Source organism: Streptomyces sp. NPDC005925 (assembly GCF_040638805.1).
Classification (GTDB): Bacteria; Actinomycetota; Actinomycetes; order Streptomycetales; family Streptomycetaceae; genus Streptomyces.
Window position 1 is genome coordinate 354,126 of record NZ_JBEXVL010000005.1, and the last position, 22,039, is coordinate 376,164.

Genomic DNA, 22,039 nt, shown 5'->3' on the forward strand with positions numbered 1-22,039 from the left:
CCGGCATTGCCGAGGCCGCTTGGCCGGCCCGGGTGAGCCGGAGGCAGTCAGGGCTCGACCGACTCGGGTCGGCGGCAGGTAATGGCCACTCAGCCGGTCCGTGCCGCCCTGGGACGAGCGGTGCCGTGGGCTGCCGCCGCGACGGAGAACAGCGCGCGTGCGCCCCTCGCTGCTGCCCCCTTGGCCGCCGCCCCTAGGGATGCGACAGTCGCCCCGCGCCGCCCCGCCCCCGTATCCGCTCCTGCGCACGCTCGGCGGCACGCGCCTGTCTGCGGGCCCGGCGCCGCTCCCGCCGCAGGGTGCGGGCCGTGCTGCTGGGGGTCGACACCACACCGTCGCGCTGGTTCCAGACCTGTCGGGTCACCCAGACGTCCAGTGCGCCCCAGGTGGCCACCACCGTGCTGGCCACGCTGCTGATCACCATCGGGAACGCCAGCCACGACCCGGCCAGGGCGGACAGGAAGGCCACCATCGCCTGGACCAGCGTCACCGCGATGATGAGGACCGCGCGCACCGCCGCCGTGCGCACCGGATCGGGCAGGCGGCGCCGCCGCGCTGGCTCCTCGATCCACAGGGGGCGGCCGGACGCCGGCTCCGGCCACGCCTGTGCCGTGCTCGTGTCCTCTTGTGTGCCGTGTCCACGGGCGGCCCCCGCGGTGGCAGTCTCCTTGGACGCGTCCTCGCGGGACCGCCTCTGCCCGGCCGCCGGAATCCCGGGATCCGGCGCCTCCGTACCGCGTGGTGCCGTCACACGTCCCACCCCGTCGTCAACGGAAGCCTCCAGCTGCTCCGCCGTGCCCATCAACGTGTCACTTCCCCATCCCCAGCAGTCTGCTTGCCCCAGGCTCGAGGCCCCGACTCCTCCGGCTGCCCGGCTTGAGCTGTTTTACGCCACCGCGGGGCAGGGTGCGGCTCCGGGGGCCTAATCCGCCCCCATTTCCCATGGAGTAGGACGAACGGCGCGGCGTGAAGATTCCCGGAGGACGAAAGAAACCGGCCAATTGACCTGTGATGTGCGGTGCTCGGTGGGTCGGAGGGCCGCCGGATTCGGGGCGGCAATCTACCCCAATGCCCGGACAACTCGGCATCTCTCTCCAGCACTGCGGAACCGCACCTTCCGGAAGACTCTTCGAGTTCCCGGGATGTCGGTAGTAGGCTCGCGCCGTTTGTTGACGCACATGAACGCCCCCGCCTCGACGGGGGTCGAGCTGGGGGAGGCCATGCGCTTTCGCGGGAAGTCGATCCGCCGGAAGATCGTGGCGCTGCTTCTCGTGCCGCTGGTGTCGCTCACCGCGATCTGGGCATTCACCACGGTACTCACGGGACGCGAGGCCGGCCGGTTGTTCGATGCGGCGGCCGTGGTCGAGGAAATCGGCTACCCCGTCGAGGACACCGTCCGGGTGCTCCAGCAGGAGCGCCGCCAGACCCTCGTCTACCTCGCAGACCCACGCGCTTCCAAGGGACTGGCCGATCTCGCACGGAGTCGCAAGGCCACCGACCGGGCCATCGCCGAGATTCGCGCCAACGCCAGGAACGGCGACGTGTCGGACGCCCTCGGCGAAGGCTCCCACGACCGGCTGACCGCCGTACTGGACGCCTTCGGCGGCATCTCCTCCCTGCGCCGCAGTGTCCAGGAGGGCACGGTCAACCGTGTCCAGGCCCTCGACCTCTACAACCGTCTGGTCGACCCCTGTTATGTCCTGCTCTCCGATCTCACCGTCATCGACGACGGTGAACTGGAGAAGCAGTACCGCGCACTGGTCAGCCTCGCGCGGGCCCGGGAACTGCTGTCCCGTGAGGACGCGCTGCTCGGCTCGGCCCTCCTCGTCGGCAGGATCACCCGCGGCGAGATCCGCGACGTCTCCGACCTGGTGGCCCAGCGCACCCTGATGTACGAGATCAACCTGCCGCAGCTGCCCCCGTCGGAGCGCGACCGGTTCGAGAGCTTCTGGAAGAACGCCTCCTCCGCGCCCGTGCGCGTGGCCGAGGAAGCGGCCGTCACCTCCGACACCGGCAGGCCCGGCGGAGTCGACGCCAAGAGCTGGGACGCCGCGGCCGGCAATGTGCTCAAGGAACTCGCCACCCTCAACGACCAGGCCGGTGACCGCTACCAGGACCGGGTCGGCCCGGCCGCGATGAACGTCATCGTCCAGGCCGCCGTGGCCGGTGTCCTCGGTCTCATCGCCCTGCTGCTCTCCCTCTTCCTGTCCGTCCGCATCGGCCGCGGCCTCATCCGCGACCTGCGCCAGCTGCGCCTGGAGGCCCACGAGGCCTCCGGCGTGCGGCTGCCCAGCGTGATGCGCCGCCTCTCGGCCGGCGAAGAGGTCGACGTCGAGACCGAGGTCCCGCGTCTGCAATACGACAAGAACGAGATCGGCGACGTCGGCCAGGCCCTCAACACCCTCCAGCGGGCCGCCGTCGAGGCCGCCGTCAAGCAGGCCGAGATCCGGGCGGGCGTCTCCGAGGTCTTCGTGAACCTCGCCCGCCGCAGCCAGGTCCTGTTGCACAAGCAGCTCACCCTGCTGGACACCATGGAGCGGCGTACCGAGGACACCGAGGAACTCGCCGACCTGTTCCGCCTGGACCACCTGACGACCCGCATGCGCCGGCACGCGGAGGGCCTGGTGATCCTCTCCGGAGCCGCCCCCTCCCGGCAGTGGCGCAAACCCGTCCAGCTCATGGACGTCGTACGTGCCTCCGTCGCCGAAGTCGAGGACTACGAGCGCATCGAGGTGCGCCGGCTGCCGAGGGTCGCCGTCACCGGTCCCGCGGTCGCCGACCTCACCCACCTCGTGGCCGAACTGCTCGAGAACGCCACGGTGTTCTCCCCGCCGCACACCGCCGTGCAGGTCCTCGGGGAGCGGGTCGCCAACGGCTTCACCCTGGAGATCCACGATCGCGGTCTCGGCATGGCGGCCGACGTGCTGCTCGACGCCAACCTCCGGCTCGCCGAGACACCCGAGTTCGAACTGTCCGACACCGACCGGCTCGGCCTGTTCGTCGTGAGCCGACTCGCCCAGCGGCAGAACGTCCGGGTCTCCCTCCAGCCGTCGCCCTACGGCGGCACCACCGCCGTCGTGTTCCTTCCCGACGCGCTGCTGACGGACGACGGACCCGACACCAACGGCGTCGGCTTCCGCCTCGACCGCCCGCAGCGCCCTAAGCCCGGCGACTTGGAGGAAGGCCGGCGCGCCGCCCTCGCCCAGGTCCCGGCATCGGGCCTGTCGGTCCCCCTGCTGGACGGCCCGGTCGAACTGGCGGCCGCCGCCGACCTCGACGGCCTCGACTTCCCGGGCGTGATCGGCGACGAGGACAGCGAACGCGGCGGCCTCTTCCGCCGACGTGGCGACGCGCCCCGCGCCGCCGACGACGCGGCTGACCGCCGCCGTGACCGTCACCACGGCATCGCCGACCACGAGGACGCGGACGGCGCCGTGAGCGCACCCGTCTCGCTGCCCCGGCGCCACACGCCCAAGCTGGTCAGCTCGCACGGCCGTCCGGTCACCGACCAGCGGGGCCGACGCGGCGAAGCGGACGGCACGGCACCCACGGGCGGCCACGAGCGGTCGGACGGAACGCCGCCCGCGCTGCCTGCCCGTCGCCGTGGCCCCGAGCCCGCCGCCGGTCCCGGCACCGGCGGGCAGCAGACCGACTCGGTGCCGCCGCTGCCCTCCCGCCGTCGCGGTACGACGCCCGACCGCCAGGACACCGACCCGGCGGCCCACGCCGACGGGCCCACCCCGGCCCCGGCCACCCGCGCCCCCCGGGGCGGCGCCCCCGGCGGCGAATCCGAGTCGCCGCTCCTGCCCGGGCGCGCCGGGCGACGCCAATCCGACGGACCGGCCACGCCGGCCCCCGGTGCGCCCGGCGGGACCGACCGTGCCCCGGGCGGCGAAGGCCCCGGGGTGGGACCTGGCGGCGCGCCGCAGCCCGGCGGCCTGGGCGGAGCAGGAGGACTGCCCCGGCGTGTCCGGCAGGCCAACCTGGCACCCCAGCTGAAGCGGGAGCAGGGACGCAGCGCGAACCGCGCCGAGACCCCCGAACGGGACGCCGAGGAAGTACGCAACCGTATGGCCTCGCTCCAGCGCGGCTGGCAGCGCGGCCGCGACGACAACGCCGCAGACGACGGAGCCGACAGCGGCCAAGCACCACACGAAACAAACAAGGGGGAAGGTCGATGACCGCACCAAAGGCGACCGGCCACATCGCGACCAACTCCGGAGAGCTGAACTGGCTGCTCGACGACCTGGTGGACCGCGTCGCGAGTATCCGGAAGGCAGTCGTGCTCTCCGGCGACGGACTGGCGACCGGGGCGTCCCAGGACCTCACCCGTGAGGACACCGAGCACCTGGCCGCCGTCGCGTCGGGCTTCCACAGCCTGGCCAAGGGCGTCGGCCGGCACTTCGAGGCGGGCAGCGTCCGGCAGACCATCGTCGAACTCGACGACGCGTTCCTGTTCGTGACGGCCGCCGGCGACGGCAGCTGCCTCGCCGTCCTCGCGGACGCCGACTCGGACGTCGGCCAGGTCGCCTACGAGATGACGCTGCTGGTCAAGCGGGTCGGCGTGCACCTGGGCACTGCTCCACGCGCCGATCTGCACCACGGTGGGTAGTGGGATGGCATGAGCGCAGACGGTCAGGGAAGCAGCCACTGGTTCGACGACGAGGCGGGTCCGGTCGTCCGCCCGTACGCCATGACGCGTGGCCGCACCACCAGTGCGGCCCAGCACCGCCTCGACGTGATCGCGGTCGTCGTCACGGAGCCCGGCGCGGGCGACGGTGAAGACGACCCCACGCTGTCCCCGGAACACGTCGACATCATCGGCATGTGCCGTGAGACCCCGCAGTCGGTCGTCGAACTCGCCGCGGACCTCAACCTGCCCATCGGCGTGGTCCGGGTCCTCGTCGGGGACCTCGTGGCCGCGGAGCTCGTCCATGTGAACCGGCCGGTCCCCCCGGCGGAACTGCCGGACGAGAGTATTCTGCGCGACGTGATCAACGGCCTGCGGGCGCTGTGAGCGGCGCGGAAGCGGAGTACTGACGTGACAGGCTGGCAGTTCTGGGTCGACCGGGGCGGCACGTTCACCGATGTCGTCGCGCGGCGCCCCGACGGCCGGCTGCTGACGCACAAACTGCTGTCGGACAATCCGGCGAGGTATGCCGACGCGGCGGTGGCCGGCGTCCGGACGTTGCTCGACGGCGCCGACGACCCCGTCGAGGCCGTCCGGATGGGGACCACCGTCGCCACCAACGCCCTGCTGGAACGCAAGGGCGAGCGGACCCTGCTCGTCATCACCCGCGGCTTCCGCGACGCGCTGCGCATCGCCTACCAGAACCGCCCCCACATCTTCGCCCGGCGTATCGACCTGCCCGAGCCGCTGTACGAGCGGGTCGTCGAGGTGGACGAACGCACCGCCGCCGACGGCACCGTCCTGCGCGCACCCGACCTGGACGCCCTCACCGGTCCGCTCCGGGCGGCGTACGACGACGGGATCCGCGCGGTCGCCGTCGTGTGCCTGCACAGCCATCTCCACCCCGCCCACGAAGAGGCGGTGGGAGAACTCGCCGCCCGTATCGGCTTCCCGCAGATCTCGCTGTCCAGCGAGGCCAGTCCGCTGATGAAGCTCGTCCCGCGCGGGGACACCGCCGTGGTCGACGCCTACCTGTCGCCCGTACTGCGCCGCTACGTACAGCAGGTCGCCGGGCGGCTCGACGGCGTGCGGCTGATGTTCATGCAGTCCAACGGCGGGCTCGCCGAGGCCCGGCAGTTCCGCGGCAAGGACGCCATCCTGTCCGGCCCGGCCGGGGGCATCGTCGGCATGGCCCGCATGTCGCAACTGGCGGGCTACGACCGCGTCATCGGCTTCGACATGGGCGGCACCTCCACCGACGTCTCGCACTTCGCCGGCGACTACGAACGGGTCTTCACCACGCAGATCGCCGGGGTCCGGCTGCGCGCGCCCATGGTGGACATCCACACCGTCGCGGCCGGTGGCGGTTCCGTCCTCCACTTCGACGGCGCCCGCTACCGCGTAGGGCCGGACTCGGCGGGCGCGGACCCCGGTCCCGCCTGCTACCGCGGGGGCGGCCCGCTCGCCGTCACCGACGCGAACGTCATGCTCGGCCGCATCCAACCCGCCTGTTTCCCCCGGGTGTTCGGACCCGACGGCGACCGGCCGCTGGACGCGGAACTCGTCCGGGACCGCTTCACCGCCCTCGCGCGCGAGATCCACGAGCAGACCGGCGACGACCGCAGCCCCGAGGAGGTCGCCGAAGGCTACCTCCGCATCGCCGTCGCCAACATCGCGAACGCGGTGAAGCGGATCTCCGTCCAAAAGGGCCACGACGTCACCCGCTACGCCCTCACCACCTTCGGCGGGGCCGGCGGCCAGCACGCGTGCAGGGTCGCCGACTCCCTCGGCATCCGCACCGTACTCGTGCCGCCCATGGCCGGAGTCCTCTCCGCGCTCGGCATCGGACTCGCCGACACCACCGCCATGCGCGAACAGTCCGTCGAAGCGCCTCTGGAACCCGCCGCGATGCACGGCGTCCACCGGACGGCGGACGAGCTGACGACTGCCGCGCGCGGCGAACTCCTCGCCGAGGACGTCCCCGGGGATCGCATCCGGATCACGCGCCGCGCCCAGCTCCGCTACGACGGCACCGACACCACCCTCACCGTCGAGCTGACCGGCCCCGATGCCATGCGGCAGGCGTTCGAAGAACGTCATCGCGCCACGTACTCCTTCACGCTGGACCGCCCGATCGTCGTCGAAGCCCTCTCCGTCGAAGCCACCGGCATCACCGAACCCCCCGATCTGTCGGCCCTCGCCCCCTACACGGGCCACCGCGCCGCCCCGGACACCGTCCGCCTCCACACGGGCGGCACCTGGCGCGACGTGCCCCTCCACCGCCGCGAGCACCTGCCTCCCGGCGAGACCGTCACCGGCCCCGCGATCATCACGGAGGCCGGCTCGACGACCGTGGTCGACGACGGCTGGCAGGCGGCCGCGACCGACGGCGGGCATCTGGTCATGGAACGCGTCGCGGTCACGCAGAGTTCCCGTCTCGACACCCAAGCCGATCCGGTTCTCCTCGAGGTCTTCAACAACCTGTTCATGTCCATCGCCGAACAGATGGGCGCCCGGCTGGAATCCACCGCCCAGTCCGTCAACATCAAGGAGCGGCTCGACTTCTCCTGCGCGCTGTTCGACCCGGACGGGAACCTGGTGGCCAACGCCCCGCACATCCCCGTCCACCTGGGCTCCATGGGCACCAGCGTCCAAGAGGTCATCCGGCGGCGAGGCGCCGGAATGCGGCCGGGCGACACCTACGCCGTCAACGACCCGTACCACGGCGGCACCCACCTGCCCGACGTCACCGTGATCACCCCGGTCTTCGACACGGGGAACGCCGCTCCCACGAGCACCGCGGCGCACTCGGACCCGGCCACGCACAGTGACCGGATCCTGTTCTACGTCGCCTCCCGCGGGCACCACGCCGAGATCGGCGGCATCGCGCCCGGCTCCATGCCCGCGAACAGCCGCACCATCGAGGAGGAGGGCGTCCTCTTCGACAACTGGCTGCTGGCCGAGAACGGCCGCTTCCGCGAGGCCGAGACCCTCCGCCTGCTGACCGGGGCGCCGTACCCCTCCCGCAACCCCGGCACCAACATCGCCGACCTGCGCGCCCAGATCGCCGCCAACCAGAAGGGCGTCGACGAGGTCGGCCGCATGATCGGGAACTTCGGGCTCGACGTCGTCCAGGCCTACATGCGGCACGTTCAGGACAACGCCGAGGAAGCCGTCCGCCGCGTCATCGACGCCCTGGACGACGGCGCGTACGCCTACGAGACCGACTCCGGCGCGATCATCCGCGTACGCGTGCGCGTGGACCGCGACAACCGCAGCGCGACCATCGACTTCACCGGCACCTCGGCGCAGCTCGCCACCAACTTCAACGCCCCGTTCTCGGTGGTCAACGCAGCCGTCCTGTATGTCTTCCGCACTCTCGTCGCCGACGACATCCCGCTCAACGACGGCTGTCTGCGCCCCCTGGACATCGTCGTGCCGTCCGGCTGCCTGCTCGCCCCCGAGCCGCCGGCCGCCGTCGTCGCGGGCAACGTCGAGACCTCCCAGGCCGTCACCGGCGCCCTGTACGCCGCCCTGGGCGTGCAGGCCGAGGGCTCCGGCACCATGAACAACGTCACCTTCGGCAACGAACACCACCAGTATTACGAGACCGTCGCCTCCGGATCGGGCGCGGGCGACGGTTTCCCCGGCGCGCCCGTCGTCCAGACCCACATGACGAACTCACGGCTCACCGACCCCGAGGTCCTGGAGTGGCGGCTGCCCGTCCGGCTCGAGGAGTTCGCGGTCCGGCCCGACAGCGGCGGCGCCGGACGGTGGCGCGGCGGGGACGGTGCGGTACGCCGCATCCGGTTCCTGGAACCCATGACCGCCTCCACGCTCTCCCAGCACCGCAGGGTCCCGCCGTACGGCATGGCCGGCGGCGCGCCCGGCGCACTCGGCGCCAACCGGGTGGAGCGCGCCGACGGCACGGTCACCGAGCTCGGCGGAAGCGACTTCGCGGACGTCGGGCCCGGGGACGTACTCGTCATCGAAACCCCCGGCGGCGGAGGCTACGGCCCACCGTCGCGCGATCCCCATCACGCAGGAGAAAAGACCGATGATCTTCGGGCGCTCTGAGCGCGGCAAGCCCCCCATTGAGCCCGTCACGCTCAAGATCCTGGTGGCCGGCGGCTTCGGCGTGGGCAAGACCACCCTGGTCGGCGCGGTCAGCGAGATCAGGCCGCTGCGCACCGAGGAACTGCTCACCGAGGCAGGGCGCCCGGTCGACGACACCAGCGGCGTCGAGGGCAAGCACACCACCACCGTGGTCATGGACTTCGGCCGGATCACGCTCCGCGAGGACCTGGTGCTGTACCTCTTCGGCACGCCCGGCCAGGAGCGGTTCTGGTTCATGTGGGACGAGCTCTCCGAGGGCACCCTCGGAGCCGTCGTGCTCGCCGACACGCGCCGCCTGGAGGACTGCTTCGCCGCCATCGACTACTTCGAGCGGCGGTCCATACCGTTCCTCGTCGGCGTCAACTGCTTCGAGGGCGCGGCCCGCTACCCCGAACAGGACGTGCGGGACGCCCTCGACCTCGACGACTACGTCCCGGTCGTCATGTGCGACGCGCGCGACCGCGAGTCCGTCAAGGAGATACTGGTCGGCGTCGTCCAGCACGCGATGAGGTACGCGCAGGACGAACGCCGGAGCGTCACCACCTGACGCGGGCGCGATCCCGTGCCCCCGGCCCGCCAGGGACACGGGAACACCGTACGGCCACAGACGCGGGACCGCGCGGTGCGAAGGCGGCACACGCGCGGGGGCGGAGACTCCCGCGCACCTGTGCGTGCTACTCGCCGTCCTCCAGCCAGCCGAAGCTCTTTTCCACCGCCTTGCGCCAGTTGTGGTACTCGCGGTCGCGCACCGACGCCTCCATTGCGGGCCGCCACTCGGCGTCCTCCTGCCAGTGCGCCTTGAGCTCGTCGAGGTCGTTCCACACACCCGTGGCGAGCCCGGCCGCGTACGCGGCGCCCAGGCAGGTGGTCTCGGACACCTTCGGCCGGATCACCGGCACACCCAGCACGTCCGCCTGGTGCTGCATGAGCAGGTTGTTCTTCGTCATGCCGCCGTCGGCCTTCAGGGTGGTGATCCGCACACCCGAGTCCTGGTACATGGCGTCCACGACCTCACGGGTCTGCCAGCTCGTCGCCTCCAGCACCGCCCGCGCGAGGTGCGCCTTCGTGACGTACCGGGTGAGCCCGGTGACGACACCGCGCGCGTCGGAACGCCAGTACGGCGCGAACAGACCCGAGAACGCGGGCACGATGTACGCCCCGCCGTTGTCCTCCACGCTCGCCGCGAGCGGCTCGATCTCGTCGGCGGTACGGATGATGCCGAGCTGGTCGCGGAACCACTGCACCAGCGCGCCCGTGATGGCGATGGCGCCCTCCAGGCAGTACACGGGCGCCTCGGCGCCGATCTTGTAGCCCATCGTCGTCAGCAGCCCGTTCTCCGACGCCACCGGCCGGTTGCCGGTGTTGAGCAGCAGGAAGCTGCCGGTGCCGTAGGTGTTCTTCGCCGTGCCCACGTCGTAGCAGGCCTGCCCGAACACCGCGGCCTGCTGGTCGCCCAGCGCGGACGCGACGGGCACCCCGGCCAGCTGCCCGACCGCGGTGCCGTACACCTCGGAGGACGACCTGATCTCCGGCAGCATCGCCTCGGGGACGTTCATCGCGGACAGGATGGACTGGTCCCACTGAAGGGTTTCCAGGTTCATCAGCATGGTGCGCCCGGCGTTCGTCACGTCGGTGACGTGCCGTCCGCCGTCCGGGCCACCGGTCAGGTTCCAGATGAGCCAGGAGTCGATCGTGCCGAAGGCGATCTCGCCGCGCACCGCACGCTCCCGGAGTCCGGGCACGTTGTCGAGCAGCCAGGCCGCCTTGGGGCCGGAGAAATAGCTGGCCAGCGGCAGCCCGGTCTGCTCGCGGAACCGGTCCTGGCCGTCCGAGCCGCCCAGCTGGTTGCACAGTGCGGCCGTACGGGTGTCCTGCCAGACGATCGCGTTGTGCACGGGCCTGCCCGTCGCGCGGTCCCACAGGACGGTCGTCTCGCGCTGGTTGGTGATGCCGAGCGCACTGAGCCGGTCCGCGCGCAGTCCGGCCCCGGCGAGGGCCCCGGCGACCACCGCCTGGACCATCGACCAGATTTCGGTGGCGTCGTGCTCCACCCAGCCGGGCTTGGGAAAGATCTGGCGGTGCTCGCGCTGGTCGACGGCGACGATCGAGCCGCTGTGGTCGAAGACGATGCAGCGGCTGGAGGTGGTGCCCTGGTCGATTGCGGCGACGTACTTCTCGGAGTTGTCCGTCATGGCTACCTCTCGGGCCGGGATTCAGAAGGCTGCGTTGTAGATGAGGGCCCCGAGGGAACCGCCGATCAGCGGGCCGACGACCGGGATCCACGCGTAGCCCCAGTCGGATGTGCCCTTGTTCGGGATCGGCAGGAAGGTGTGCACGATCCGGGGGCCGAGGTCGCGCGCGGGGTTGATGGCGTAGCCGGTCGGACCGCCCAGGGACAGTCCGATGCCGACGACGAGCAGCGCGACGATCAGCGCGACCAGGCCGGACTGGCCGAGTCCCTTGGTGAGTCCGAACGCCAGGATCGGCAGCACCAGCCCGATCGTCGCGATGATCTCCGTCAGCAGGTTGGCCAGCGGGTGCCTGATCTCCGGGACGGTGGAGAAGATCCCGAGCGTGGGAATCGGTTCGTCCACCGTGCCCTCCGTGGTGCCCGTCTCACGCTGGTTGGCCCGGAACTGCGCGAAGTACGCCAGGTAGCACAGCACGGCGCCGAGCATGGCGCCGACCATCTGTCCCAGCAGATACACCCAGACCTTGCTCCACACTCCCGTGTCGATGGCGATGGCGAGGGTGACGGCCGGATTGATCTGTCCGCCGGACAGGGGGGCGGCGGTGTAGGCGCCCGCCAGCACGGCGAAGCCCCACCCGAACGCGATCACGATCCAGCCCGAGGCGCGGGCCTTCGAGAACCTCAGCGTGACGGCGGCACACACACCGGCGCCGAACAGGACGAGGATCGCCGTACCGATGATCTCGCCGACGAATATGTCTCCGTTGTTCATGACGGCTCCTTAGCCGCGGCGCCGGGACGACCGGCCCGGCGCTCGTACAGGTGGGTCCGTCCTCCCATGGTGCGTTTCCCGCGGCGGTCTCGCCCGACGGCGGCGCCGGGAGCCCCGCACCCTGGGCCTTCGCCGGGTGACGGGCCGGCCCCGCAGCATCGTCACGCGGCGCACGGGCGGACCCGGCTGGCCGCGCGGCCCGCCGCCACCATGCCCCGAGACGCGGCGCGACGTCGCTGACACCGGAAGCGTTCACCGGCGCCAGGGGCGTCGACGTGGCCGGCACCCCAGGGACGGGCGCGGGCCCGGTCTGCCCGGCATCGACGGCCCCGGTCCCGCCTCGGAGACGTCACCCGTCACGGACACGACCGCGTCCGACCCGTCCGACCGCTTCCTCGGTGCGACCCGCACCTGATAAATGCAGGAGACATGACACGACACTCCACCGGTACCCACCTCTCCACGACGGCCCGGCTGCCCACCGCGGTACGCGCCGTGGTCACCGCCCTCGGCACCCTGCTCGCCGTGACCACCGCGGCGGGAACCGCCCACGCCGACCCCACCCCCGCCGACGGCGCCCGCACCGCCGCCACCCGCAACGGCCCCGAGCCCGAGGCGCCCGAGGACTTCGTCGCCCTCGGGGACGTGAACCCGACGATCATCGAGGAGATGCGCTACGTCACCCGGCACAACTTCGTCGGCGAGCGCATCGACGGCTACCGGCAGCGTCTGTGCATCCTCACCCGCCCCGCCGCCGAAGCCCTCCACAGGGCCCAGACGAGACTGCTGCGCCAGGGCTACAGCCTCAAGGTCTACGACTGCTACCGCCCGCAGCGCGCCGTGGACCACTTCGTCCGCTGGGCCAAGGACCTCGACGACCAGACGATGAAGACGGAGTTCTACCCGGACGTCGACAAGACCCGCCTCTTCGCGGACGGCTACATCGCGGAGAAGTCCGGCCACAGCCGCGGCTCCACCGTCGACCTCACCCTCGTCCGGCTCCCCGCGAAACCGACCAGGCCCTACCACCCCGGCCTGCCCCTCGTGCCCTGCTACGCGCCCCAGGACGAGCGCTTCCCCGACAGCTCCGTCGACATGGGGACCGGTTACGACTGCTTCGACACGCTCTCCCACACCCTCGACCCCCGCATCCAGGGCCGGCAGCGCGCCAACCGGCTGTTCCTCAAGGGCACCCTGGAGGACCTCGGCTTCGTGAACCTGGCCGAGGAATGGTGGCACTTCACCTTCAAGCCGGAGCCGTACCCGGACACCTTCTTCGACTTCCCCGTGTCCGCCACATCGCTGACCGGCCGCCGCTGAGGCTCTCGGCCCACCTCGGGAAAGGCCCTCGCCACGGAGGGCCCGCGCCACTCAGCCCTCACCGGCCACAGCCGAAGCCGTCCGACGGCCGCCGGTGAGGCACCCGGTCGGCCGCCGGTGAGGCCCCTGACCGGCCGCCGCCGAGCGGCCCCCCACAGACCCCCCCTCCGATGATCGGATACAGTCCGCCGCGTGTCCGAAACCCAAACCCCCAACTCCGCCCCGGGATCCCACTGTTCGGGATGCGGCGCGCCCTATGCGGAAGACGTCTCCGGCTGGCCCCGCACCTGCCCCGCCTGCGGCGCCGTCGCCTATCGCAACCCCCTCCCCGTAGCGGTGGCCCTCCAGCCCGTGTACGACACCACCGGCACCGCCCTGGTCGTCATCACACGGACCGTCGCCCCCGCCGCCGGCGGCATCGCCCTGCCCGGCGGCTACGTCGACGACCACGAGGACTGGCGGCACGCCGTGGTCCGCGAACTCAAGGAAGAGACCGGCATCGACGCGGAAACCCGCGACGTGCGGCTCGCCGACGCCATGAGCTCGCCCGACGGGCACCTGCTGCTCTTCGGAGTCCTGCCGACGCGGTCCGCCGACGGCCTGCCGCCCTCCGCCGCCACCGACGAGACGGAGGGCTGGCACCTGCTGCGCAGGCCCGAGGAGCTCGCCTTCCCGCTGCACAGCGTGGCCGTACAGGCCTGGTTCGAGGGCCGTTACTGAGCCGACGGCCGCCCCAGCCCGCGCACGCGGACCGGGTGAGGCGGCTCGCGCACGCCGTCCTCACCCTCCCGCTCGACGACGACGTTCCGTCCCTCCCGGCGGACGACGTAGCGCTCGATCTCCGGCTCCTCCCAGCCGTCACCCGCGTCCACGACGACGAGCCCGCCCCCCGAACGCCCGGGGGCGGGCGCCCACACCTCCAGCTCCACACCCCGCTCCGCCCCGCGCACCGGAATCACGGCACCCGCGCGCGCGAACACCGGGATCCGGGAGAGCGGCGCCTCCACCAGCACCCGCGCCGGCCCCTCGTACGCCCGCTCCGTCGCCGTGTCGTACCAGAGCCCCCGCGGCAACCGCACCGCACGCCGCTCCACACCCGGCGCGAACACCGGTGCCACCAGCAGGCTGTCACCCAGCAAGAACGCGTCCTCGCAGTCCCTCAGCGCACGATCCTCGGGCGCCGCCCACCACACCGGCCGCACATAGGGCGCCCCCGTACGCCGCGCCACCTGCGCCAGCGTCACGAAGTACGGCAGCAGCCGCCGGCGTTCCAGCAGTGCCGCGCGCGCATGCTCCAACACGTCGGCGCCGAATTCCCACGGCTCCCGGGGCCCCGCCCGCAGACTCGCGTGCGTACGGAAGAGCGGCAGATACGCCCCGAGCTGGAACCACCGCAGATACAGCTCGGGCGACGGACTCCCGTCGAAACCGCCCACGTCCGGCCCCGAGTACGGCACCCCGCACAGCCCGAGGCCCAGCACCAGGGCCAGCGACGCTTGCAGCCCCGGCCAGCCCGTGGCCACGTCCCCCGACCACGTCCCGCCGTACCGCTGCATGCCCGCCCAGCCCGAGCGCGAGAAGACGAACGGCCGCCGGTCCGGAACCAGGATGCGCAACGCCTCGCAGGCCGCCCGCGCCATGCACAGCGCGTACACGTTGTGCGCCTCCCGGTGGTCGCTGCCGCGCCCCTCCAGCACGTGCCGCGCCGACCGCGGCAGCGTCGTCTCCCCGAACGCGGCGAACGACGTCGGCTCGTTCATGTCGTGCCAGAAGCCGGCGAACCCCCGCGCGAGCCGCTCCTCGTACAGCCCGCCCCACCAGGCACGCACGCGCGCGTCCGTGAAATCCGGGAACACCGCCTCCCCGGGCCGCACCACGCCGCGTACGACCTCCCCCGAGGCGTCCCGCACGAACGCGTCCCCGGCCGTCCCCGCCTCGTACACCGCGTTGCCGGGCGCCGCCCGCACCGCGGGGTCGACGACCGACACCAGCCGGATCCCGTCCGCCCGCAGGTCCTCGGCCAGCCGCGGCAGCCCCGGGAAGCGGTCCTCGTCGACGGTGAACACCTGGTGCGCGTCGTAGCGGTCGATGTCCAGGTGCACCGCGTCGAGCGGCAGACCGTGCTCCCGGTAGCCCGCGACGACCCGCCGCACCTCCTGCTCCGAGCCGAAGCCCCAGCGCGCGTGCTGGTACCCGAGCGCCCACGCGGGCGGCACCGCCGCACTTCCCGTCAGAGAGGCCCAGGTGAGCAGCACACGCGCGGGAGTGCCCACCATCACCCAGCACCGCGACGGACCGCCGTCCGCGCGCAGCACGCTCGACCCCTCACGGTCGTGCCCGGACCCCTCCCCCTCCTCACCCTCCCGCAGCGTCACCGTGCCGTCCCAGGAGGTGTCGTGGAAGACCAGATGCGTCCCCGCGTCGGCCACCACCATCTGCACCGGCATCGTGATGTACAGCGGATCGGCCCCCGGCGCGAAGGCCCGGCCGGGGTCGGTGTTCCACAGCCGGTACGTCCCCGCCCGCAGCCGGGGCCCCGACGCGCGGCCCCCCAGCCCGAAAAACCGGGCGTCCGCCGCGACCCGCGACCGCTGCATCCACCGCGCCGGACCGCCTCCCACCGGCTCCCACCACCGCGGCGGTTCCTCACGGCGCAGCGTCACCCCGCCCGGCGTACGGACCTCGATCGCGCCGTGCCGGGACACCACGACCGTCATCCGCTCGGACACGACCTTCCAGCCGCCGTCCTTGTCCGGCTCCAGCAGCGCCCGCGGATCCGGCTCCGGGCAGCGCCCCGCCAGCGCGTACGACGGCTCCGGCCCGGCCCCGTCCCAGCCCCAGAAGACCGCTCCGTTCACGGCGACGACGATCCGCAGCTCCGACCGGTCGAACCGCAGCACACCGCCGCCCGGCCCCGGCGCGGCCCCGCGCACCGAGCCCGGCACCCGGGCCCGCTCGGCACCCCGCCGCGGCAGCCCCACGGCGTCCGCACGCCGCCTGCGCCACGCCGCCCGTACGGTACGCAACCCCTGGGCCACCCCCGCCGAACCGACCGCCTTCACCGAACGCACCAGGTCACGACCGTTCATGCTGCTCAGCCTGCCATTGCGCGCCCCCCGACGGCGCCCCGTTCAACTTCCGTTCACTCGTGCCCGGCCCACATCTTCACGACACGGACTATGTGGGGCACACCCTGGTATTGAAGTCGATCACGTGGCATCGTCCCTGTCAGCCGCGTCACGCGCACACCCCAGCCCGTGCGCGGAGGACGCACACGACGCGCACAGTCCGGGAGCCGCCCCATGTCGACCCTGAACCCCGAGCCGCTCTGGCAACCCGATCCGGCACGCATCGCCCAGGCACAGATCACCAGATTCCAGACCTGGGCCGCCGAACACCACGGCGCCCCCGCCGAGGGCGGCTACGAGGCCCTGCACCGCTGGTCGGTCGACGAGCTGGACACCTTCTGGAAGGCCGTCACGGAGTGGTTCGACGTCCGCTTCGCCACGCCCTGCGCGCGCGTACTGGACGACCGCTCCATGCCCGGCGCCCGGTGGTTCCCCGGAGCCACCCTGAACTACGCCGAACACGCCCTGCGCGCCGCCGGCACCCGCGCCGACGAACCGGCCCTCCTGCACGTCGACGAGACCCACGAACCCCGCCCCGTCACCTGGTCCGCACTGCGCCGACAGGTCGGCTCCCTGGCCGCCGAACTGCGCGCCCTCGGCGTACGCCCCGGCGACCGCGTCAGCGGCTACCTCCCGAACGTCCCGCAGGCCGTGGTCGCCCTGCTCGCGACAGCCGCCGTCGGCGCCGTGTGGACGTCCTGCTCACCCGACTTCGGGGCCCGCAGCGTCCTCGACCGCTTCCAGCAGGTCGAACCGGTCGTCCTCTTCACCGTCGACGGCTACCGCTACGCCGGAAAGGAACACGACCGCCGCGACACCGTCGCCGAACTGCGCCGCGAACTGCCCACCCTGCGCGCCGTCGTCCACATTCCCCTCCTCGGCACCGAGCCCCCGGAGGGCGCGCTGGAGTGGTCGGCCCTGACCTCGGCGGACACCGACCCGGTCTTCGAGCAGGTCCCCTTCGACCACCCCCTGTGGGTGCTCTACTCCTCCGGCACCACCGGCCTGCCCAAGGCCATCGTGCAGTCCCAGGGAGGCATCCTGGTCGAGCACCTCAAGCAGCTCGGCCTGCACTGCGACCTGGGCCCCGAGGACACGTTCTTCTGGTACACCTCCACCGGCTGGATGATGTGGAACTTCCTCGTCTCCGGCCTCCTCACCGGCACCACGGTCGTCCTCTACGACGGCAGCCCCGGCTACCCCGACACCGGCGCGCAGTGGCGCGTGGCCGAACGCACCGGAGCCACCCTCTACGGCACCTCGGCGGCGTACGTCATGGCCTGCCGCAAGGCCGGCGTCCACCCCGCGCGGGACCACGACCTCAGCACCGTGCGCTGCGTGGCCACCACCGGCTCGCCCCTGCCGCCCGACGGCTTCCGCTGGCTGCACGACGAAGTCCGCGACGACATGTGGATCGCCTCCGTCAGCGGCGGCACCGACGTGTGCTCCTGCTTCGCCGGAGCCGTCCCCACCCTCCCCGTGTACGTCGGCGAACTCCAGGCCCCCTGCCTGGGCACCGACCTGCAGTCCTGGGACCCGGGCGGCAGTCCGCTCGTCGACGAGGTGGGGGAACTGGTCGTCACCAACCCCATGCCGTCCATGCCGATCCACTTCTGGAACGACCCCGACGGCAGCCGCTACCACGACAGCTACTTCGACACCTACCCCGGCGTGTGGCGGCACGGCGACTGGATCACCGTCACCTCCCGCGGCTCCGTCGTCATCCACGGACGCTCCGACTCCACCCTCAACCGGCAGGGCGTCCGCATGGGCTCCGCCGACATCTACGAAGCCGTCGAACGGCTCCCCGAGATCAAGGAATCCCTGGTCATCGGCGTCGAGCAGCCCGACGGCGGCTACTGGATGCCCCTGTTCGTGCACCTCGCCCCCGGCGCCGTCCTGGACGAAGCACTCCTGAACCGCATCAAGCGGACCATCCGCGAACAACTCTCCCCCCGCCACGTCCCCGACGAGGTCATCGAGGTCCCCGGGGTCCCGCACACCCTCACCGGCAAACGCATCGAGGTCCCGGTCAAGCGCCTCCTCCAGGGCACCCCCATCGAGAAGGCGGTCAACCCGGGATCCATCGACAACCTCGACCTCCTGCACTTCTACGAGAAGCTGGCCGCCCACCGCCCCTGACCGTCCTGCGAACCGGTCACCCCCGCACCTACGAGGATTCCGCCGGCCACTCCGGCGGAATCCGCGCCTCTCCGCGTGCCCCGTCCCGCCTGCCCGCGCCCCGTTGTCAGTGCCGCCGATTACTGTGAGTGAGCATTGATCGACTGCGCACAGGGGGAAACATGGCGCACACCGACCGCCGGACCATGCGACGCGTTCTGCGCCGCGAAATCGCCGGCACCATCGGCCTGCTGACCGACGAGCACGACTTCCGTGCCATGCGGCGCTACCGAAGCTTCACCTTCGACGACCACACCACCTACCTGCGGGAAGTGGAGTCCCTCCTCAGGACCCGGGCCACCCAGGGCACGATCACCACCGTCGCCCTCTTCGACCCGGCCGACTACGCGGAGTTCTGCCAGGAGACCGGCCTCGACCCCGACCGACCCGCCAGCCGCGCCCGGTTCACCGCCGAGCTCGCCGCCACCGGCGCGTCCGTCCCCTACGACGGCCAGCCGCTCACCGATCTCCTGCCCCGCCTGATCGACACAGCCTTACGACAGGCCACCCGGGAGTGCGCGAGCACCCTGCTGGCCCGTCTCGGCACCTGCGCCACCTGCGGCGAAGACATCGGCCACGCCGCCTTCGTCCGCGCCTCGGAACTGCTCCTCCGCATCCTCGCGACATCGCGCAGCGGCGACCGGCACCTCGTGTGCAGCGTCGCGGGACCCCCCGAAACCCTGCTCGCCGTCCTGCGCGCCGACGACGACACCGACGGTGCCACCCGGCTCGACGAGACGGAGGCCCTCGAGTTCACCACGGTCCTGGCCCTCGGCCTGACCAGCCACCACCCGGGCGGCATCGTCATGCGCACCAGCGTCCCCGGCACCCCCGACCACATCTACGGATGGCGCCTGCGTGCCGACGGCCTGGAACCCCTCACCGCCGGTGAGGTCTTCGACGCCTACTGCACCGACACCGAGACCGGCGACCTGATCGGCCCGGAGTCGGGCGTCGACTACCGCGAGCCCCCCGACCTCGGAGACCCGGGACCGGCGACCTCCGGACACCACCACCAAGATCACTGACACGTGAGGGGCGCCCCGAAGGCGGAGCGCCCCTCACCACAGCCGATCGACGCCGGCCGCCTCACTCCCCGGAAAGCACCGCCCGAGCGGCGCTGCGGGCCTCCTCCGCCGTGTCGGCCGCCCGCGCGGCCGCCGCGGCCCGCTCGCACTGCGCCAGCGTGTACTTCGCCAACGTCGCCCGCACATAGGGAATCGACGCCGCACCCATGGACAGGGAGGTGACACCCAGACCGGCCAGCACACACGCGAGCAACGGATCGGAGGCGGCCTCGCCGCAGACACCACAGCTCTTGCCCTCGGCCCGTGCCGCCTCGGCGGACAGCGCCACCAGGTCGAGCAGCGCGGGCTGCCACGGGTCCTGCCACCGGGCCACCGCGCCCACCTGACGATCGGCGGCAAAGGTGTACTGCGCCAGGTCGTTGGTCCCGAGCGACAGGAACTCGACCTCCTGCAGGATCGCACGCGCCCGCAGCGCGGCCGACGGGATCTCCACCATCGCGCCGAACTTCGCCCGCAGCCCGGCCGCCCGGCAGGCGTCCGCGAACGCCTTGGCGTCGGTACGGTCCGCCACCATCGGGGCCATGACCTCGAGGTACACCGGCAGACCCTCCGCGGCCGTCGCGAGCGCGGCCAGCTGCGTGCGCAGCACCTCCGGGTGGTCGAGCAGTGTCCGCAGACCTCGCACGCCCAGCGCCGGGTTCGGCTCGTCGGCCGGCGTCAGGAAGTCCAGCGGCTTGTCGGCACCGGCGTCCAGGACCCGCACGACGACCCGGCCCTCGGGAAACGCCTCCAGCACCCGGCGGTAGGCGGCCACCTGCTTCTCCGCGGACGGCGCCTGCCCGCTGTCGTCCAGGAAGAGGAACTCGGTACGGAAGAGACCGACACCCTCCGCCCCGGCCTGAACAGCCGCCGGCACGTCCGCAGGACCGCCGACGTTCGCCAGCAGCGGCACCTTGTGACCGTCGGAGGTGGCACCCGGCCCCGTCGACGCGGCAAGCACCGCACGCCGCTCGGTCGCCTTCGCCTCCATCCGTTTTCTCTTCTCCTCACTCGGGTTCACGAAGATCTCGCCCGTGCTGCCGTCCACAGCGATCACCGTGCCCTCGGTGAGCTCCCCGGCGCCGGGCAGCGCCACGACCGCCGGCACCCCGAGCGCCCGCGCGAGGATCGCACTGTGGCTGGTCGGCCCACCCTCCTCCGTCACGAAACCCAGCACCAGCGCCGGGTCGAGCAGCGCCGTGTCGGCGGGCGCCAGATCACGAGCGACAAGGACGTACGGCTGGTCGCTGTCCGGAACCCCGGGCATGGGCACCCCCAGCAACCGCGCGACGATACGGTTCCGCACGTCGTCCAGGTCGGCCACCCGCCCGGCGAGGTACTCACCGGCACCCGCCAGCAGCGCCCGATACGCGGCGAGGGCGTCGTACACCGCGCGCTCGGCGGTGCTGCCCACGGCGATACGCCGTTCCACGTCCGCGATCAGTTCGGGGTCCTGCGCCATCATGGCCTGCGCCTCGAGCACGGCCTGTGCCTCACCACCGGCGAGGTTGCCACGCGCCATCAGGTCGGCAGCCACAGCTTCGACGGCCTTGCGGGCGCGCCCCTGTTCACGCTCCGCGTCCTCGGCCGCGATCTGCTTGGCCGGCGGTTCGAGCACCGCCGTTCCCATGTGCCGAACCTCGCCGATCGCCACCCCGTGGCTGACGCCGACGCCTCGCAGCGTTGTCTCCATCTCACCCGTCTCCGATAGAGCGGCGGCATCCGCCGCAGCGTTCGTTGCCTTCTCGCCGCCATGGCGACGGCACGACGTCACGTCCAGTGGAAGAGCGTGTCGCCGGCCTTCACACCGCCCTCGCGCAGCTCGGAGAGCGACCCCGCCGTGGCTTCGAGTGCCACGACCGGGCACACCGGGGACTTGCCCGAGGCTTCGATCTCGACCGGGTCCCATCGCACGATGCTCTGACCACGCGTGACCTTGTCACCCTTGTCCACGAGCAACTCGAAGCCTTCGCCATTGAGCTGCACCGTGTCGACGCCGAGGTGGGTGAGCACACCGTGCCCCTGCTCGTCGACGATGACGAAAGCGTGCGGATGGAGTGAGACGACGACTCCGTCCAGGGGGGACACGGCCTCCGAAGGCTCACGCACGGGGTCGATCGCCGTACCCGGACCGACCATGGCCCCGGAGAAGACCGGATCCGGCACGGCGGCCAGTCCGACGACACGTCCTGTCAGCGGGGACGACACGATGGTCATGGAAGCCTCCCAGAGAAGGAGATTTAGACGGGGACCGTCCTCGGCGATCCGTGACGGCGCACTGTGCAGCAGCGTATGTCACGTGAAGTGCCGGTTCCGCATAAGAGGTTCCGCTTCGCGACCCGGGCGTCGGCCCACCGCGATTTGCACCTGCTCCCGAGCCCGATGTACAGTCGAAGACCTGCCCGGGGCCGAACAACACCTACGCGGTGTCCGGCCGGGCAACCAACTCAGCAGTTCCTATCTCGGGGTTACTTCTGCGTGCTCGCAGAACGTGGTCAGAGACACGGAAAATCACTGATAGAGTCGGAGACGCAAGACTGGAGGGAAGCGCCCGGAGGAAAGCCCGAGAGGGTGAGTACAAAGGAAGCGTCCGTTCCTTGAGAACTCAACAGCGTGCCAAAAGTCAACGCCAGA

General features: G+C 71.8%; 15 protein-coding genes. 9 read left to right on the top strand and 6 right to left on the bottom strand.

The genetic code is table 11. The annotated features are described in order from the left end of the window. Positions 1 to 193: 193 nt before the first annotated feature. The gene (locus ABZ354_RS10215) at positions 194 to 802 is read right to left on the bottom strand and encodes a hypothetical protein (protein ID WP_358654942.1); all 609 of its coding nucleotides are present in this window, start codon (positions 800 to 802) and stop codon (positions 194 to 196) included. Between the two features lie 418 nt (positions 803 to 1,220). Here ABZ354_RS10215 and ABZ354_RS10220 point away from each other — a divergent pair, with 418 nt between their 5' ends. From ABZ354_RS10220 to ABZ354_RS10240, 5 genes are read left to right on the top strand one after another with little or no spacing between them, the layout of a single operon-like run. Beyond that, complete coding sequence (locus ABZ354_RS10220; RefSeq protein ID WP_358654999.1) at positions 1,221 to 4,181, top strand: nitrate- and nitrite sensing domain-containing protein; 2,961 nt, start codon at positions 1,221 to 1,223, stop codon at positions 4,179 to 4,181. Further along, positions 4,178 to 4,612, top strand: coding sequence for a roadblock/LC7 domain-containing protein (locus ABZ354_RS10225; RefSeq protein WP_358654944.1), 435 nt, complete (start codon positions 4,178 to 4,180; stop codon positions 4,610 to 4,612). Before ABZ354_RS10220 ends, ABZ354_RS10225 begins: the two co-directional genes overlap by 4 nt. A 9-nt stretch (positions 4,613 to 4,621) precedes the next feature. After that, positions 4,622 to 5,017: a DUF742 domain-containing protein gene (locus tag ABZ354_RS10230; RefSeq protein ID WP_358654946.1), complete on the top strand. Its 396-nt coding sequence runs from the start codon at positions 4,622 to 4,624 to the stop codon at positions 5,015 to 5,017. 24 nt (positions 5,018 to 5,041) lie between these two features. After that, on the top strand, positions 5,042 to 8,707 hold the full coding sequence (locus tag ABZ354_RS10235) for a hydantoinase B/oxoprolinase family protein (RefSeq protein ID WP_358654947.1): 3,666 nt from the start codon (positions 5,042 to 5,044) through the stop codon (positions 8,705 to 8,707). Beyond that, the gene (locus ABZ354_RS10240; protein ID WP_358654948.1) at positions 8,688 to 9,293 is read left to right on the top strand and encodes an ATP/GTP-binding protein; all 606 of its coding nucleotides are present in this window, start codon (positions 8,688 to 8,690) and stop codon (positions 9,291 to 9,293) included. The genes ABZ354_RS10235 and ABZ354_RS10240 overlap by 20 nt, the downstream gene beginning before the upstream one ends. A 127-nt stretch (positions 9,294 to 9,420) precedes the next feature. Here ABZ354_RS10240 and glpK read toward each other — a convergent pair whose 3' ends face one another. Both glpK and ABZ354_RS10250 read right to left on the bottom strand, forming a co-directional pair. After that, the gene (glpK, locus tag ABZ354_RS10245) at positions 9,421 to 10,938 is read right to left on the bottom strand and encodes a glycerol kinase GlpK (RefSeq protein WP_358654949.1); all 1,518 of its coding nucleotides are present in this window, start codon (positions 10,936 to 10,938) and stop codon (positions 9,421 to 9,423) included. A 21-nt stretch (positions 10,939 to 10,959) separates the two neighbouring features. Continuing rightward, positions 10,960 to 11,709: an MIP/aquaporin family protein gene (locus ABZ354_RS10250; protein WP_358654950.1), complete on the bottom strand. Its 750-nt coding sequence runs from the start codon at positions 11,707 to 11,709 to the stop codon at positions 10,960 to 10,962. Between the two features lie 429 nt (positions 11,710 to 12,138). Between ABZ354_RS10250 and ABZ354_RS10255 the strand changes: the two genes are divergently transcribed. Next, positions 12,139 to 13,029: a M15 family metallopeptidase gene (locus ABZ354_RS10255; protein WP_358654952.1), complete on the top strand. Its 891-nt coding sequence runs from the start codon at positions 12,139 to 12,141 to the stop codon at positions 13,027 to 13,029. 192 nt (positions 13,030 to 13,221) lie between these two features. Beyond that, positions 13,222 to 13,749 carry an NUDIX domain-containing protein gene (locus tag ABZ354_RS10260; protein WP_358654954.1) on the top strand — a complete coding sequence of 176 codons (528 nt, stop codon included), beginning with the start codon at positions 13,222 to 13,224 and terminating at the stop codon, positions 13,747 to 13,749. Here the strand turns inward: ABZ354_RS10260 and ABZ354_RS10265 are convergent. Further along, positions 13,743 to 16,118 carry a glycoside hydrolase family 31 protein gene (locus ABZ354_RS10265; RefSeq protein ID WP_358654956.1) on the bottom strand — a complete coding sequence of 792 codons (2,376 nt, stop codon included), beginning with the start codon at positions 16,116 to 16,118 and terminating at the stop codon, positions 13,743 to 13,745. The genes ABZ354_RS10260 and ABZ354_RS10265 overlap by 7 nt on opposite strands. 213 nt (positions 16,119 to 16,331) lie before the next feature. On the opposite strand from ABZ354_RS10265, the gene ABZ354_RS10270 reads away from it, so the two are divergent. Both ABZ354_RS10270 and ABZ354_RS10275 read left to right on the top strand, forming a co-directional pair. Further along, the gene (locus ABZ354_RS10270) at positions 16,332 to 18,299 is read left to right on the top strand and encodes an acetoacetate--CoA ligase (RefSeq protein WP_358654958.1); all 1,968 of its coding nucleotides are present in this window, start codon (positions 16,332 to 16,334) and stop codon (positions 18,297 to 18,299) included. 161 nt (positions 18,300 to 18,460) lie between these two features. After that, complete coding sequence (locus tag ABZ354_RS10275; protein WP_358654960.1) at positions 18,461 to 19,366, top strand: hypothetical protein; 906 nt, start codon at positions 18,461 to 18,463, stop codon at positions 19,364 to 19,366. A 61-nt stretch (positions 19,367 to 19,427) separates the two neighbouring features. Here ABZ354_RS10275 and ptsP read toward each other — a convergent pair whose 3' ends face one another. Then, positions 19,428 to 21,098 (bottom strand): phosphoenolpyruvate--protein phosphotransferase, encoded by a 1,671-nt coding sequence (gene ptsP / locus ABZ354_RS10280; protein WP_358654962.1) that lies wholly within the window; start codon positions 21,096 to 21,098, stop codon positions 19,428 to 19,430. Between the two features lie 77 nt (positions 21,099 to 21,175). Then, positions 21,176 to 21,622 (bottom strand): PTS glucose transporter subunit IIA, encoded by a 447-nt coding sequence (locus ABZ354_RS10285; protein ID WP_358654964.1) that lies wholly within the window; start codon positions 21,620 to 21,622, stop codon positions 21,176 to 21,178. Between the last annotated feature and the right edge of the window lie 417 nt (positions 21,623 to 22,039).